The 15,492-nt window shown below is 43.2% G+C and carries 16 protein-coding genes; all 16 read left to right on the forward strand.

From position 1 onward, the window contains the following. Positions 1 to 46 precede the first annotated feature (46 nt). Positions 47 to 955, forward strand: coding sequence for a radical SAM protein (locus P9L93_05225; GenBank protein ID MDP8230485.1), 909 nt, complete (start codon positions 47 to 49; stop codon positions 953 to 955). A gap of 120 nt (positions 956 to 1,075) precedes the next feature. Next, entirely contained in the window at positions 1,076 to 2,386 is a 1,311-nt protein-coding gene (locus tag P9L93_05230; GenBank protein ID MDP8230486.1) for a hypothetical protein, read from the forward strand. A 110-nt stretch (positions 2,387 to 2,496) separates the two neighbouring features. Beyond that, on the forward strand, positions 2,497 to 4,557 hold the full coding sequence (gene recG / locus P9L93_05235; GenBank protein MDP8230487.1) for an ATP-dependent DNA helicase RecG: 2,061 nt from the start codon (positions 2,497 to 2,499) through the stop codon (positions 4,555 to 4,557). A 102-nt stretch (positions 4,558 to 4,659) separates the two neighbouring features. Beyond that, a complete protein-coding gene (rsmD, locus tag P9L93_05240) occupies positions 4,660 to 5,190 on the forward strand; it encodes a 16S rRNA (guanine(966)-N(2))-methyltransferase RsmD (protein ID MDP8230488.1) in 531 nt (176 codons plus the stop codon). Beyond that, positions 5,187 to 5,666 (forward strand): pantetheine-phosphate adenylyltransferase, encoded by a 480-nt coding sequence (gene coaD, locus P9L93_05245; protein ID MDP8230489.1) that lies wholly within the window; start codon positions 5,187 to 5,189, stop codon positions 5,664 to 5,666. Before rsmD ends, coaD begins: the two co-directional genes overlap by 4 nt. 6 nt (positions 5,667 to 5,672) lie before the next feature. Next, a complete protein-coding gene (locus P9L93_05250; protein ID MDP8230490.1) occupies positions 5,673 to 6,611 on the forward strand; it encodes a phosphate acyltransferase in 939 nt (312 codons plus the stop codon). Between the two features lie 117 nt (positions 6,612 to 6,728). Continuing rightward, a complete protein-coding gene (locus P9L93_05255) occupies positions 6,729 to 7,757 on the forward strand; it encodes an acetate kinase (GenBank protein MDP8230491.1) in 1,029 nt (342 codons plus the stop codon). Continuing rightward, entirely contained in the window at positions 7,738 to 8,208 is a 471-nt protein-coding gene (locus P9L93_05260; protein MDP8230492.1) for a DUF177 domain-containing protein, read from the forward strand. Before P9L93_05255 ends, P9L93_05260 begins: the two co-directional genes overlap by 20 nt. Positions 8,209 to 8,246: 38 nt before the next feature. Next, positions 8,247 to 8,447, forward strand: a complete 201-nt coding sequence (rpmF, locus tag P9L93_05265) for a 50S ribosomal protein L32 (protein MDP8230493.1) — start codon at positions 8,247 to 8,249, stop codon at positions 8,445 to 8,447. 133 nt (positions 8,448 to 8,580) lie between these two features. Continuing rightward, a complete protein-coding gene (plsX, locus tag P9L93_05270) occupies positions 8,581 to 9,567 on the forward strand; it encodes a phosphate acyltransferase PlsX (protein MDP8230494.1) in 987 nt (328 codons plus the stop codon). 12 nt (positions 9,568 to 9,579) lie between these two features. Beyond that, positions 9,580 to 10,557: a beta-ketoacyl-ACP synthase III gene (locus tag P9L93_05275; GenBank protein ID MDP8230495.1), complete on the forward strand. Its 978-nt coding sequence runs from the start codon at positions 9,580 to 9,582 to the stop codon at positions 10,555 to 10,557. A gap of 95 nt (positions 10,558 to 10,652) precedes the next feature. Continuing rightward, positions 10,653 to 11,624 (forward strand): ACP S-malonyltransferase, encoded by a 972-nt coding sequence (fabD, locus tag P9L93_05280; protein ID MDP8230496.1) that lies wholly within the window; start codon positions 10,653 to 10,655, stop codon positions 11,622 to 11,624. Between the two features lie 126 nt (positions 11,625 to 11,750). Beyond that, positions 11,751 to 12,989 (forward strand): beta-ketoacyl-ACP synthase II, encoded by a 1,239-nt coding sequence (gene fabF, locus P9L93_05285; protein MDP8230497.1) that lies wholly within the window; start codon positions 11,751 to 11,753, stop codon positions 12,987 to 12,989. A gap of 76 nt (positions 12,990 to 13,065) precedes the next feature. Further along, complete coding sequence (fabG, locus tag P9L93_05290; protein ID MDP8230498.1) at positions 13,066 to 13,815, forward strand: 3-oxoacyl-[acyl-carrier-protein] reductase; 750 nt, start codon at positions 13,066 to 13,068, stop codon at positions 13,813 to 13,815. 17 nt (positions 13,816 to 13,832) lie between these two features. Further along, positions 13,833 to 14,072: an acyl carrier protein gene (gene acpP, locus P9L93_05295; protein MDP8230499.1), complete on the forward strand. Its 240-nt coding sequence runs from the start codon at positions 13,833 to 13,835 to the stop codon at positions 14,070 to 14,072. 91 nt (positions 14,073 to 14,163) lie between these two features. Continuing rightward, positions 14,164 to 15,399: a beta-ketoacyl-ACP synthase II gene (gene fabF, locus P9L93_05300; protein ID MDP8230500.1), complete on the forward strand. Its 1,236-nt coding sequence runs from the start codon at positions 14,164 to 14,166 to the stop codon at positions 15,397 to 15,399. Positions 15,400 to 15,492 lie beyond the last annotated feature (93 nt).

Raw genomic sequence — 15,492 nt, forward strand, 5'->3', positions numbered from 1 at the left:
TTTAGTGTTGAATCGGAGCTAAAATAATAGCATAATATAGAAGACTATGCAAGAGAAAATTAAACATGCTTATAAACTCATGGAATCGTGCCGGCTCTGTCCCAGGAACTGCGGGGTGAATAGACTTAAGGGCGAGATCGGCTTTTGTAAGGCTGGTCTTTTGCCAATGGTCTCAAGCTTCCACGCGCATTTTGGAGAAGAGCCTCCGATCTCTGGCCGTAACGGCTCAGGCACGATATTTTTCACACACTGTAGTCTAAGATGTGTATTTTGCCAAAATCATCCTATAAGTCAACTGGGTGAAGGGAAAGAGGTCAGCGTAAAAGACCTGGCCAGTATGATGCTGAAGCTGCAGAAACAAGGTTGTCACAATATAAATTTTGTAACACCCACTCACTACATGCCGCAGATTTTAGAGGCAGTGTTTATTGCAAAAGAGAATGGTTTAAAGGTACTACTTGTATATAACTGCGGCGGCTATGAATCAATAGAAGCGCTTAAAATATTGGACGGTATAATCGACATCTACATGCCAGACATGAAATATTCAGATAATAAAGCCGCGAAGAAATACTCATTTGCGCCAGATTATTTTGAGGTCTCTAAGAAGGTAGTAAAGGAAATGCATCGCCAGGTAGGTGATCTGAAAATAGTAAAAGGCATTGCCCAAAAAGGCCTTTTAATAAGGCACCTTGTCTTACCTGATGGCCTTGCAGGAAGCGAGGCTATAATAAAGGAGTTATCACCTAAAACATACATAAACCTCATGGCACAATATTACCCATGCCATAACGCTTTTAATTTTCCAGAGATCTCCCGCCGCATCACCCGCCGCGAATACCTGAATGTTATAAAGTTCGCTAAGAAAAAAGGCCTCTTCCGAGGCTTCCGCCAGGTCCTCCAAACCATAGACCGCGCCCAAATCCCCGAGTGGACCGACAACCTAAAACCCTAAAGTAGACAAAACAGTCACTGTCTGTTTTGTCTACTTATTATGTTAAGTTCGTCTTGACAGGGGAGGGGGTTTTTGGTGAAATAATTAAGAGATTATAAAAGATTTGAGGAGGGTTTTAAAGTGAAGATAAATAGGGTTATTTCTATATTAGTGCTATGTAGTTTTGTGCTTACTAGTAGTGGGCATGCAGATACCTTGCGCGTGCAGTCTATGTTTGAAGATGGCGACAAGGATAAACGTCTAGCTACAGAGTTGAAGAAAAAGAGTGAGAATACAGAAACAGTGGCATTGGAAAGAGAGTATATTATTGAAGGCCATGAAAATATAGTGAGATCGGAAATGGAATATGTTATTGACAGGCGCTTTGAACTTATGGTTATGAGTATGCTGGTTGATCTAGGATGGGTAGACGAGACGGACGAGTCGACAATAAAGAATCGTAAATTAAAACTAAGATCTCTTGCCGAGCGCGACATAAATATAGTTGCCATTAATGGACTCGTGTCAACGGCAAGACATTATACTGATGAGATGATAGAAAAAGAATTAAACGCGTGTTTTGAAAATGGTACGATTCCAGTAATTATAATAGACTCTGAATATAATAAAGAAAAAATAAATAAGAAAATGGGAAAAATCCTTGAGAAGAATTTAGGCAGAGAAGTATATTCTGTAACTTTACAAAACGAGCATGCACAAATAGAATGGGCTTTATTGCGCCATTTAAGTAGCCATGCTAAAGCAAAAGATGGCGTAAGAGGTATAGCATCTACTATAAAGTATGATTTTGCTGATTTTACAAATGGAAGAATCATTTTCGAAAAAGCACATTTTATAAAAGAAGTCGCATATGGAGTGATCGCAGCACTTAATGAGCAACTAAAGGATAGAATTGACAAAGCAAAGACAGTGACATTGGAAGGCGAAGTTGTTTCTAGTAAACATCGTGAGTTTATGAAAGTGCTGGTTGATTTTGGATGGGTACGATCTAAAATAGTACCCATAGAAGAACGCTCTAAGCTAGAACTTGTTCTTCTTGCCGCTCGCGAGAAAAATATTACAGTATTTCATGGCGATACAGTAAGTAGTGCATATGATTCCTTAGAAGGAGATGAAGAAGAATGGGAAAAATTTGTCAGATTAACAAAGAATGTTTTAGGAAAAGATACTATGCCAGTTATTCTAGTGCGAGATGAAAATCAAAAGAGTAAACTAGATGAAGCTACGGAGGTTTTAGCTGAAATCTTGCATAGAAAGGTCTATGTAGCTATTTTACCAGGAGAAGAAGCTCTTGGACAGTTTGACAACCTAATAAAAAGTCTGAATTTGGCTGCGGAGAGTTTTAAATTTTATGACTTTGAATATTTCGGGACCGTTGACGATATTATAGATAGTGCAGACTTTATCAAGGCAGTTGGAGACGAAATATAACTAGCATCATCCACAATATGCTTTACCTAAAAGGCTAAGCCGTTTCAGCGGTTTAGCCTTTTATTTTTGGTCATTGACCCCACTATATATATTTGCTATATTGCTACTATATGAAAGACCTATCTATTTCCGCAAGATATGTTAAAGGTGTGGGGCCTTCGAAGCTAAAGCTTTTGAATAGGCTTGACATTGAGACCATTGAGGAGCTTATCTATTGTCTGCCCCGGAGATATGAGGATAGGAGTAAGATAAAAAAGGTCTCTGAAACAAAGTCTGGCAGGTTTGAGACCATAAAGGTCAAGGTGCTGGCCTTTGGTGATCGTACTACAAAAAGGGGCTTGAATATATTTAAGATGGCAGTAGGAGATTCTACAGGCGTGCTGCATGCAACATGGTTTAACCAGCCGTATATGAAGGATAAGTTTGAGGTAGGACAAGAGCTTATTCTTTACGGAAAAGTAGAAAAGCCGCAGATCAATAATCCTGAGTACGAGATTTTAACAGGTACAAAAGAGGATTCTATTCACATGGGCAGGATCGTGCCGATATACCCTCTTACCGAGAGCTTGAACCAGCGCTGGTTTAGGAATGTCTTGAAATTTACAGTGGATGAATATGGTGGCAATGCAGTGGATATGTTGCCGTATGAAATAAGAAGGCGCAACGATCTAATGCTTCTTAAAGGCGCTTTAGAGAATGCGCATTTCCCAGTGAGTGAGATCGTGCTAAAAAAGGCAAAGAAGAGGCTTGTGTTTGACGAGTTTTTACTGTTGCAGGCAGGCATTGCTATGAAGCGCGCGAGCATTAAAATAGATCTGACAGGCTGTGCGCATAAACTTGATGGGGATTTAATCGGGAAATTTAAACAGGGCCTACCATTTGAATTTACAAAAAGCCAGGTAAAGGTTCTAAAGGAAATAGAAGAGGATATGCAAAACCCCAAGCCCATGAATCGTCTTCTGCAGGGCGACGTGGGCAGTGGAAAGACAATAGTTGCTTTATGCGCGCTTATCCTCACAGTACAGAATGGTTATCAGGGCGCATTAATGGTACCTACTGAGATACTCGCGGACCAGCATTACAAAAATATAAGCGCGCTCCTAAAAGATCTTGGCGTAAAAGTGGTGCTTTTATCAGGCGATTTAAAGTCTAAAGAACGCGATAGGCGAAAGCACATGATAGAGACAGGCGAGGTAGATTTAGTCATTGGCACGCATGCGCTTATCCAGCAAAGCGTGAGATTTAAAAGACTGGGCCTGGCAGTAATAGACGAGCAGCATAAATTCGGTGTTTCACAGCGCGCGCTTTTAAAATCAAAATCCGTAAATCCTGATATCCTTATTATGACAGCTACTCCTATACCAAGGACGCTCAGCCTGACTGTGTATGGCGATCTGGATACTTCTATCATAGATGAATTACCGCCTGGCAGGGGAGATACAAAGACTTTGTATTTCGAAGGAAAAAATAGAGAACGCTCATACAAGATCGCTGAGGAACAAGTAGTGCTTGGTCGACAGGTTTATATAGTTTATCCTATCATCGAGGAATCTAAAACCTCGGACCTAAGGGCAGCAAAAAAGATGCACGCGCAGTTAAGCGAGCGTTTTTCCAAATTAAACGTAGGCATTTTACACGGAAAAATGAAATCAGTTGATAAAGAAAGAATCATGAGAGACTTTAAAGATAAAAAGATAGGCATACTTGTTTCTACTATAGTCATAGAAGTAGGCGTGGATATACCTAACGCATCCACGATGATTATAGAGCATGCTGAGCGATTTGGACTTAGCCAGCTGCATCAGTTAAGGGGCAGGATCGGCCGCGGCAAGTATATTTCTTACTGTATTCTGATTTCAGATCCGAAGAGCGATGATGCAAAGAGCCGCATAAAGGCAATGCTCGAGACACAGGATGGTTTTAAGATAGCGGAGAGAGATCTCGAGATAAGAGGCCCAGGAGAATTTTTCGGCACGCGCCAACACGGCCTTCCAGAACTTAAGATAGGAAATATCATAAGGGATAGAGATATTTTAGAGCTGGCAAGAAAAGAGGCGTTTGAGATAGTAAAGAAGGACAGATTCTTGCGTAGACCGGAACATCGGCATATTCGACAAGGTTTGGAGAAAAAGTTTGGGATGGCGAGTTTGGAGTTGGCAACGGTAGGATAGAGACAAGGGACAAGGGACAAGTGACAAGAGACAAGGGGGTTTAGATACTCCTTGTCCCATGTCACTTGTCCCTAATAGTCCCATGTCACTTGTCCCCAATGTATGAAAATCATAGCAGGCAAACTTAAAGGTAGAGTTATCGAAATGCCAAAAGGCATTCGGCCTACGTCGGATAAGGTGCGTGAGGCCTTGTTTGAGATACTCAAGGACAGGATAGAGGGAGCCGCCTTTCTTGATCTTTATTGTGGCAGTGGCGCAATAGGCATTGAGGCCTTTTCGCGAGGCGCAAAAAGCATTAGTTTTGTTGAGAACGATGCCAGGTGTATTGCTATATTAAAGAAGAATATATCTTTATTGCAGTTATCTAAAATAAATATATATGCTAGGGACGCGCTAAGGTGGATTAAGGAGAATAAGGAGGCTTTTGACATTGTTTTTCTTGACCCGCCTTACTATAAAGACATGGCCAAAAAGACCTTGATAGCGCTATCTGATTGTGATATACTGGCTCGCAATGCGCTAGTAATAATAGAGGCGTATAAGAAGGATATCCTGCCTGAAGAGGCGGGAACTTTAAAGAAAATACGCACCTGTAAGTACGGCGACACAAAACTGGAGTTCTATAAGACATGAAGAAGATAGTCGTGTATCCTGGCAGTTTTGACCCGATGACCTATGGCCACCTGGACATTATAAAAAGGGCACTGAAGATATCAGATAAGGTAGTGGTGGCAGTCGCGCATAACTCTGAGAAGATGCCGCTTTTTGATGTAGGCGAAAGGGTCGATCTTTTAAAGAGGGCAGTCAAGGGATTTAAGAGGGTAGAGGTGGATGACTTTGACGGGCTGATCGTAGACTATGTCAAAAAAAAGAAGGCATCGGTTGTGATCAGAGGACTTCGCATGATCTCGGATTTTGAATATGAATTCCAGATGGCGCTTACCAATAGAAAGCTTGCCAGTAATATCGAGACCATTTTTATGATGCCCTCAGAGTCTTATTCGTATTTATCAAGCAAATTAATCAAAGAGGCAGCAGCCCTTGGAGCAAATCTAAAAGGTTTTGTCCCTCCCTTTATAGAAAAGGCAATCAAAGAGAAACTAGGATAGGTGTATATGGGCTTTGTAGAAAAGATATACAAGCAAGCCAAAAGAGCAAAAAAACGCATACTCCTGCCTGAGGGCAAAGAGCCCCGCGTTTTAAAGGCAGTTGATTTTATATTGAAGCATGATATATGCGTACCTGTTCTTATCGCAGGCCCGGATGATTATAAAAATTTAGATAAGTATGTATCGCTTTATTGCGAGATCCGGAAACATAAAAATGTAAAAGAGAGTGACGCGCGGAGATTGATTTTGGAAAATCCTGTTTTTTATTCCGCGCTCGCAGTACGCGCAGGAGACGCGGATGGTTTTGTGGCAGGCGCATCTACCACTACGCGCGACGTTGCAAGAGCGGCTATCCATTGCATAGGGCCTGCAGAGGGTACGAAAACTATATCGAGCTCAAGCATTGTTATCCTTTCTGATGAGACCCTTGGATCTAACGGGGTCCTTGTATACGCGGACTCAGGTATCATACCTGACCCTACTGCTGAACAGTTATGCGATATCGCGATAGCGTCTGCTAAGATGGCGCAGGCGCTGCTGGATGATGAGCCAAGGGTGGCAATGCTTAGCTATTCCACAAAAGGAAGCGGTGGTTCTGGAAAGAGCATAGAAAAGGTCCGCCAGGCAACGAAACTTGTGATGGAAAAGGAACCGGATATAGTTATAGACGGAGAAATACAGATCGATTGCGCTGTTGTATCTAGTGTGGCTAAAAGAAAAGACCCTGACGGTAAAATAAAAGGCAAGGCAAACGTCTTTATCTTCCCAAATCTGGATGCGGGGAATATAGCTTATAAATTAACAGAGCGGCTTGCAAAGGCCCATGTGATCGGGCCTTTACTGCAAGGTCTTAAGAAACCTGCTAGCGATCTGTCCAGGGGCTGCGATTCACAGGATATCGTTGACGCGGTAGCAGTAACCGCGTTGAGGGCACAAGAAGTTTAAAGGCAAAGGTCTTTAAATAGAAAGGTAGGCTTTAGCCTGCCTTAATAGAAAAAGACCTTTGCTACATTATGTAGGTCACACTTTAGTGTGACAAAAGAGTGTGCCAAAAATTAAATTATGAAAATTCTAGTATTAAATAGCGGAAGTTCATCCATAAAATATAAGCTCTTTGACATATCAAAGAATAAAGAAACGCTTTTAGATAAAGGCATGGCGGAGAGAGTTTCTGATCATAAGGAGGCGTTGAGTTTAATATTGAAAAAAATAGATTCAAAGATAGAGGCCTGTGGTCACAGGGTCGTGCATGGCGGGGATAGATTTAAAACAGCAGCACTGATCGATGAAACTGTAATGGAGACAATAGAACATTTTAGTGAATTAGCACCTCTTCATAATCCGCCAGCGCTTCTGACAATAAATGAGTCAAAGAAACTTCTTCCGGATGTGCCGCACGTAGCAGTGTTTGATACAGCCTTTTTTCAGACAATGCCGGAATGCGCGTATCTATATGCTATACCGTATGCGCTTTACGAGAAACACAAGATCCGAAAATATGGTTTTCATGGCACATCTCATAAGTATGTAGCAGGTCAGGCCGCGAGGATCTTGAAAAAGTCCATTGATAAGCTAAAGATCATCACCTGTCATCTGGGGAATGGATGCAGTATAGCTGCTGTTAAAAGCGGCAAGGCCATTGATACAAGTATGGGATTTACGCCTTTGGAAGGCCTTATCATGGGGACGCGCTCAGGAGATATTGATCCGACAATAGTTTCTTATATTATGAAGAAACAGGGCGTGGATATTGATAGGGCGATTGAGATTTTGAACAAGGAGAGCGGGCTTTTAGGTATCTCGGGTATAAGCAATGACATGCGCGAGATAGTAAGAAAAAAAGACGATAAGAGGTCAGCCCTTGCGCTAAAGATGTTTGCGTACAGGATTAAAAAATACATCGGCGCTTATATAGCTTCAATGGGTGGAGTGGATGCAGTGGTCTTTACAGGTGGTATTGGCGAGAATCACCCAAACCTGGTGAAAGAAATATGCAAAGACGTTGTATCGCCAAAGGTCAGGATATTATCGATTCCAACAGATGAGGAATTGATGATCGCGAGAGATACGTATGAAAATATATGTAGATAAGATATTGCCAGAGGGATTAGATCTTGCAGAGAAAATAGACCCGGGTAAGATCTCGTCGGATCTGGCAAAGCAGGGCACGGCTTTTTTTGATTCAATAGATGTGAAGGCAAGGGTCACAAAGGCAGGGATGGAGGTCTTTGTCGATATTTCCCTGGAATCACCTGTTGAATATACGTGCAGTCGCTGTCTTGCTAAGATCAAGGATACTTTTAAGAAAAGTTTTAACACCAATTATGAAGTCCATCCAGGAGATATTCTGGAGATAGATGACGACATAAGACAGGAAATAATGCTGGATAGTCCGATAAAGATCGTTTGCAAACCTGATTGTAAAGGGCTATGCCCGAATTGCGGTCAGAATTTCAATGTAGATGAATGTGAGTGCAAAACAGAAAACAGAAAACAGAAGACAGAAGACGGAAGACAGAAAAATCTGTTATCTGACCTCTGACTTCTGTCATCTGAACGATTATACAAGGAGGTTGAGAAATGGCTTTACCAAAACGAAGACATTCGAGTTCAAGGCAGGGTAAGCGCAGAGGCGCGCAGAAGATCCATGTGCCGAGCGTATCAGTATGTCCGGATTGCAAGGCGCCAAAGTTATCACACAGGGTATGTCCTGCCTGTGGCTTTTACAAAGGCAGACAAGTCGTGCAGATAAAGAAGAAAGAGAAAGAAGAGAAGAAGTAGTAGTGAGGGACAAGGGACATGGGACCCCATACGAGAATCAAAGATTTCGTACGGGGCAGGCAAGAGACAAGGGGGTTTAGATACTCCTTGTCCCTTGTTGCTTGTCACTTGTCCCCAAAGATGAGGTTTTGTCATGATAAAGATAGCTTTAGACGCAATGGGATCGGATAATGCGCCGGGTGTGGATATTGAGGGTGCTGTGCTGGCGGCCCGTGAATATGACCACCAGATAATCCTGGTGGGTCAAAAAGACCTCATTGAAAAGGAACTTGAAAATCACGGATCTATTCCAAAAAATATCTCCATAGAGCATGCCCCAGAGGTCATAGGCATGCACGAGCAGCCCGTTCTTAGCGTCAGAAGAAAAAAACATTCCTCTATTGTGACCCTGGCGAATCTTGCAAAAGAAAAAAAGGTAGACGCTATTGTCAGCGCGGGCAATACAGGCGCAATGGTGTGCGCTGCCACGCTTAAATGCAGGCTTCTTCCTGGAATAGAAAGGGCAGGCATAGGTATTGTCATGCCTACCTTAAGAGATACGGCCTTGATGATAGATGTAGGAGCTAATATAGGCGCTAAGCCCAAGCATCTCCTGCAGTATGCGATAATGGGAAGCGCCTATTCAGAATGTATATTAAATAAAAAATCCCCAAAGGTAGGGCTTCTGAATATCGGAGAGGAAGAATCAAAAGGCACGGGTTTTTTGAAAGAGGCATATGGACTTTTAGAGCTCTCGGGCCTGAATTTTATAGGCAATATCGAGGGCAGGGATCTTTTTATGGGAGATTGCGATGTTATCGTGTGCGATGGCCTGGTCGGGAATGTGGCGCTCAAGGTTTCAGAGAGCACTGCGCACGCCCTTACAGAGATGCTTAAGCAATACCTGAACAGCAGTTTTATTACAAGGCTTTCTGCTGTACTGGGCAGAAGCGCCTTTCGTTTATATAAGAAAAAGATGGATTCTGCCGAGTATGGCGGCGCGCCGCTTTTGGGTATAAATGGGATCTCTATAATATGCCATGGTTCTTCGAGCGCCAAGGCGATCAAGAACGCTATTCGGGTAGCAGGCGAAGAATTCAATAAGAATGTAAATCAACATATAGTTGAGAAGATTTCATAGAGAGGAGATGCGATGCAGGAAGCTGGGATATTAGGGTTAGGCTGTTATCTACCTCCAAAGAAATTAACGAACAGTGATATCGAAAAAATGGTAGATACAACGAATGAGTGGATAATTACTCGAACAGGCATTAAAGAAAGAAGGATCGCGCCTAAAGAAGTTGCTGCGAGTGATCTTGGCGTCGAGGCGTCCAAGGCTGCTATTGAAAATGCCGGATTAAAACCAGAGGATATTGATTTAATTATTACAGCTACAATAACCCCTGACATGGCATTTCCTGCTACGGCGTGCATTATACAGGATAAGATCGGCGCAAAAAATGCTGCTGCATTTGACATAAACGCTGCATGTACTGGTTTTGTTTATGGTATAGTCCTGGCCAAACAGTTTATTAATACAGGTACATATAATAATGTTTTAGTAGTGGGTACAGAAAAGCTGACGAGCATTGTTGACTGGACAGATAGATCGACCTGTGTATTATTTGGAGATGGCGCAGGCGCGTGTGTAGTGGGAAAGAGTAAAGAAAAGAGGATAGTTTCTAGCTTCCTGGGCGCAGACGGCTCAGGCGGTCATCTTTTAAGTATGCCTGCGGGCGGCTCAAGATTACCTGCTACAGAGGATACAGTTAAAAATAAGCTGCATTTTCTTAAGATGGAAGGAAATGAGGTATTCAAGATCGCAGTCAGGATAATGGTGCAGGCTGCTGACAAGGCGATCAAGAAAGTAGGACTTAAGCCCAGTGATATAAATCTAGTTATCCCTCATCAGGCAAATATCAGGATACTTATGGCAGTTGCAAAGAGATTGGGCCTGCCTGAAGAAAAGATTTTTTTGAATATAGAGAAATACGGAAATATGTCAGCAGCCTCTACAGCAGTTGCGCTGGCAGAAGCAGGCCAGCAGGGTAAGTTAAAGAAGGGCGATAATGTGGTGCTGGTTGCGTTTGGCGGAGGACTTACTTACGGAGCAGCTGTTATAAAATGGTAATAAATCGCGGAACCAGCGCAGAAGCTAAAGTAGACAAATCTGTCAGTGACTGATTTGTCTACTTTAGACGCGGAACTTACGCAGAAGCGAAAAATATGAAAAATGTAAGTTATATTTTTCCAGGGCAGAGCGCGCAGCATGTTGGCATGGGCAAGGATCTGTATGAAAATTGCCCTGAGGCAAAAGACGCGTTTGATGAGGCAGAAAAGATTTTACCAGAGGCAGGCATTAAGAAACTCTGCTTTGAGGGACCTCTTGAAGAACTAACTCAGACAGCGAATAGTCAGGTGTGTATTCTTGTGGCTAGTGTGGCGGCGTTGAAGGCATTAGTGACAAGTGACAAGGGACCCCATACGAAAATCGGAGATTTCGTACGGGGCAGGCAAGGGACAAGGGTTGTTGCTTGCGCAGGGCTTAGTTTGGGAGAACTCACGTCGCTTGTGGCTGCAGGAAGTATTGAATTTGCTGATGCTGTGCGCCTCGTTAGACGGCGTGGCGAATTAATGGAAGAGTCGTCCAGGAAGAATCCAGGCAGCATGGCCTCTATAATCGGCCTGGCGCTCGAGGATCTAAAAAAAGTTTGTGCTGAGACAGGCGCTGAGATAGCAAATCTAAATTGCCCTGGCCAGATAGTCATATCCGGGAGAAAAGAATCTGTTGAAAAGGCAATGCCCCTTGCGTTAGAAAAAGGCGCTAAAAAGGCAATAGCCTTAAAAGTGAGCGGAGGATTTCATTCTTCTTTAATGAAGGAGGCAGCAGATCTTTTTAAAATAGAACTGGACAAGGTAAAATTTTCAGCGCCTCAGATAGGTGTTGTCAGTAATGTAACCGCGGATTATGAAAAAACGCCTGACGAGATCAAAGATAATCTCGTTAAACAGCTATTTAGTCCAGTGCGCTGGGAAGAATCTATAAAGAGAATTGCCTCCTCAGATGGGGGCGTTGATATATTTTTTGAAATCGGCCCAGGGAAAGTGCTAAAAGGATTATTGCGTAGAATAGATGGTAATCTAAAGGTCCATAACATAGAAAAAGTACAAGATATAGAAAATATAAAAAAGATGTAGGGGTGAGGATGAGTTGTGGGTCGAGTTGTGAGTTGTGAGGGTGAGTTTAAAAACCCACAACCCACCCACACAACCCGACACACAACTCATAACACACCCCCATAACTCACAACAAGAGTCATTATCATGAAACGTCGCGTAGTAATAACAGGTCTGGGCGTAATAGCGCCGAATGGCGTGGGTAAGCGGGCGTACTGGGATGCCTTGAAGCAGGGGCGTTCTGGCATTCGCCGAATTACGCGTTTTGACCCGAGCCCTTTTCCCACACAGTTTGCTGGTGAGGCGGATTTTGACCCTGCCAAATTTATTTCCTTTAAACAGCTAAAGCGAATGGACAGGACTTCGCATCTTGCGGTTTCAGCAGCAAAGATGGCAGTAGAAGATGCAGGCCTTAATATTAAAGACGAAGATCCTGAGCGCATAGGTGTTGTCGTAGGCACTGCAATGGCTGGCCATGGCAGGATACTTGAACAGCATGATGTATTTATAAAAAAAGGGCCGATGAAAATAGATACATTTACTGCGATAGCGTCTTTTCCAGATGCGCCGTCGAGTCAGATTTCCATAGAGCTTGGCATTAATGGCCCGAGCTTTTCTATTGCCACTGCATGTTCTTCTGCCTCAGATGCGATCGGCTATGCCTTTAATGCGATCAGAAACAAAGATCTTGATATAGTCATTATGGGAGGTGCTGATACTCCTATATTTCCACCTATACTTGGCGCATTTTGTGTCTTAAGGGCATTGTCAAAGAGAAACGATGCGCCTGAGAGGGCCTCAAGGCCGTTTGATAAGGAAAGGGATGGTTTTGTGCTTGGCGAAGGCGCAGGGATTTTAATACTGGAAGACCTGGAACATGCCTTAAAGCGCAATGCCCATGTCTATGGCGAGATCTCAGGTTTTGGCATGACATGCGATGCCTATCATATGACAAAACCAGAGCCTTCGGGAACTCAAGCAATAAGGGCATTGAAGCAGGCATTGCAGGACGCAAAGGTGAAACCAGCCGAGATACAATATATCAATGCGCACGGCACATCAACTCTACTGAATGACAAAAACGAAACGTTTATCATAAAAGAGGTTTTTGGAAAATACGCGACTAAGCTTCCAATAAGTTCAATAAAATCCATGATAGGACATTTAATAGGCGCTGCTGGCAGCGTGGAATTAATAGGCGCCTTGATGGCCATTGAAGAAGGTGTCATTCCGCCTACGATAAACTATGAAGCGCCTGATCCGGAATGTGATCTTGATTTTGTACCTAATAAGGCAAGAGAGGCAAAGGTAGACGTGCTCTTAAAGAATTCGTTTGGATTCGGAGGCAAAAACTCAGCGCTTGTGGTTAAGAGTTTTAAAGGATAACGAAGCTTTTCTGTAGGCCAGGTTTAAACCTGGCCTACAGAAAAGCGGAGTTATCCAATGGATAACGGAGGATATTATGTGCGAGTTATCATTAGAAGGTAAAGTAGCACTAGTAACAGGCGGCGCAAGAGGCATTGGCAAGGAGATCGCGCTCTCTTTTGCAAGGGAAGGCGCGAATATAGCCCTGTGTGATGTGAATCTTGAGGAAACAGAGAAGACTGCTAAGGAAATCCGTGATTTAGGCAGGGATTGTCTTGCCTTGAAGACAGATGTCACCAGCCTAAAGGATGTGCAGGATATGATGGATAAAATTCTTGACAAACTTAGCAAATTAGATATACTTATAAACAACGCTGGCATAACAAAAGACGGCCTTGTCCTTAGGATGTCTGAACAGGACTGGGACAAAGTCATAGCAGTTAATCTAAAAGGCTGCTTTATCTGCACAAAAGTAGCGTCAAAGGTTATGCTGAAGCAGAGATTTGGCAAGATAGTTAATCTTGCTTCGATCATTGGTATAATGGGTAACATTGGTCAGGCTAATTATGCAGCCTCCAAGGCAGGTATAATAGGGCTTACGAAGAGCGTGGCAAAAGAGCTGGCACCCCGCGGCGTATGTGTGAATGCAATAGCGCCCGGATTCATAAAGACAGAGATGACAGCCAAATTGCCAGAGGATATACAGAAGAAGATGCTTTCGTTTATACCGCTTGGACGTTTTGGAGAGCCAAAGGACGTAGCGAATCTCGCGCTGTTCCTTTCGAGCGAAAACTCTTCATATATAACTGGCCAGGTAATACAAATCGACGGCGGAATGTTGATGTAATAAAAGGAGGGCGGACAATGGCAGTAGCAGAGAAAGTAAAATCAATAATAGCAGAGCAGTTAGGCGTGAAGCCGGAAGAGGTAGTTCCTGAGGCATCTTTTATCGATGATCTTGGCGCGGATTCTCTTGATACAGTAGAGCTGGTAATGGCGCTCGAAGAGGAATTTGGCACAGAGATCCCTGATGAGGATGCTGAAAAGATCACTACTGTGGGCGACGCTGTTAAATACATAGAAGAGAAGTCAGCAAAGAAATAATATCTTTGCTTGGATCTGAGATGAACGGGTTAGAAGAGTAAATCTGTATCTAATTCTCTTCTAACCCTTTACTTTTAAGAGGATTTTAGAGATGAAACGTAGAGTTGTCGTTACAGGATTAGGAATAATCTCACCCGTAGGCAATAATAAGGAAGCATTCTGGACGTCTCTAGTGAATGGCAAGGGCGGTATTGGCCCGCTCACTTCCTATGATTGCAAGGATTATACTTCGCGTATAGCAGGTGAGGTCAAGAATTTCGTGCCAGCCCCATTTATCCCAAAGAAAGAATTGCGCCGCATGGAGAAGTTTGTCCAGTTTGCTGTAACAGCAGCTAAAGAGGCGGTAGATGATTCAGGCCTTGATATACCAAATGAAGACCCGTTCAGAATAGGTGTTTTGGTGGGTTCAGGCATAGGCAGCTTAAGGATAATAGAGGAGCAGCATAAGGTGATTCTTGATAGGGGTCCTTCAAGAATAACTCCGTTTCTGATACCCATGCTTATTGTGAATATGGCGTCAGGCCATATATCAATAATGTTTAAGGTGAAGGGTCCGAACTCTTGCACAACGACTGCCTGCGCTGCAGGTACCCACGCGCTCGGCAGTGCATTTAAGATAATTCAGAGAGGCGATGCTGATGCGATGATCGCAGGCGGCACAGAGAGCTGTCTCACGGCTCTTGGCGTAGGAGGCTTTTGCGCATTAAAAGCGCTTTCCACTAGAAACAATGAGCCAGAAAGGGCGAGCCGGCCTTTTGATAAAGAAAGAGACGGATTTGTAATAGCAGAAGGTTCTGGAATGGTTATCTTAGAAGAGTATGAGCATGCAAAGAAAAGAAATGCCAAGATATACGCAGAGGTGATCGGTTTTGGAATGAGCGGAGACGGCTATCACATGACAGCGCCTGATCCTACAGCAGAGAGTCCAGCTGAATGTATGAGAAGCGCATTAAAGGATGCGGGGATAAAGCCAGAAGACGTCTCCTATATAAATGCGCATGGTACATCTACAAACCTCAATGATAAAGTAGAAACACTTGCTATAAAAAAGGTTTTTGGCGATTACGCGAAGAAAGTACCGATTTCCTCAACAAAATCCATGACAGGCCATCTACTAGGCGCGGCAGGGGGCGTTGAATTTATCGCATGCTGCCTTGCTATTAAAGATGGAATAATCCCACCCACCATTAACTACGAAAATCCAGACCCGGACTGCGACCTCGACTATGTGCCAAACAAGGCGCGTAAGGCAAAGGTCGATATCTGCATATCCAATTCCCTAGGTTTCGGCGGTCATAACGCCACCATTTGCCTCAAAAAACTCTAAATTGTACGGTTTTATACTGTTTTTATTGATTTGTTGACAATAGGTGGCAATTATAGTATAATATAATGAACCAAATATCTTTACAAAAAAAGG

The organism is Candidatus Gorgyraea atricola (assembly GCA_030765235.1).
GTDB lineage: Bacteria > Omnitrophota > Gorgyraeia > Gorgyraeales > Gorgyraeaceae > Gorgyraea > Gorgyraea atricola.

Bases quoted from the DNA above. Each gene is read 5' to 3' on its own strand.
- P9L93_05225 (MDP8230485.1), top strand. From the start codon at position 47: ATGCAAGAGAAAATTAAACATGCTTATAAACTCATGGAATCGTGCCGG.
- recG (MDP8230487.1), top strand. From the start codon at position 2,497: ATGAAAGACCTATCTATTTCCGCAAGATATGTTAAAGGTGTGGGGCCT.
- rsmD (MDP8230488.1), top strand. From the start codon at position 4,660: ATGAAAATCATAGCAGGCAAACTTAAAGGTAGAGTTATCGAAATGCCA.
- coaD (MDP8230489.1), top strand. From the start codon at position 5,187: ATGAAGAAGATAGTCGTGTATCCTGGCAGTTTTGACCCGATGACCTAT.
- P9L93_05250 (MDP8230490.1), top strand. From the start codon at position 5,673: ATGGGCTTTGTAGAAAAGATATACAAGCAAGCCAAAAGAGCAAAAAAA.
- P9L93_05255 (MDP8230491.1), top strand. From the start codon at position 6,729: ATGAAAATTCTAGTATTAAATAGCGGAAGTTCATCCATAAAATATAAG.
- P9L93_05260 (MDP8230492.1), top strand. From the start codon at position 7,738: ATGAAAATATATGTAGATAAGATATTGCCAGAGGGATTAGATCTTGCA.
- rpmF (MDP8230493.1), top strand. From the start codon at position 8,247: ATGGCTTTACCAAAACGAAGACATTCGAGTTCAAGGCAGGGTAAGCGC.
- plsX (MDP8230494.1), top strand. From the start codon at position 8,581: ATGATAAAGATAGCTTTAGACGCAATGGGATCGGATAATGCGCCGGGT.
- P9L93_05275 (MDP8230495.1), top strand. From the start codon at position 9,580: ATGCAGGAAGCTGGGATATTAGGGTTAGGCTGTTATCTACCTCCAAAG.
- fabD (MDP8230496.1), top strand. From the start codon at position 10,653: ATGAAAAATGTAAGTTATATTTTTCCAGGGCAGAGCGCGCAGCATGTT.
- fabF (MDP8230497.1), top strand. From the start codon at position 11,751: ATGAAACGTCGCGTAGTAATAACAGGTCTGGGCGTAATAGCGCCGAAT.
- fabG (MDP8230498.1), top strand. From the start codon at position 13,066: ATGTGCGAGTTATCATTAGAAGGTAAAGTAGCACTAGTAACAGGCGGC.
- acpP (MDP8230499.1), top strand. From the start codon at position 13,833: ATGGCAGTAGCAGAGAAAGTAAAATCAATAATAGCAGAGCAGTTAGGC.
- fabF (MDP8230500.1), top strand. From the start codon at position 14,164: ATGAAACGTAGAGTTGTCGTTACAGGATTAGGAATAATCTCACCCGTA.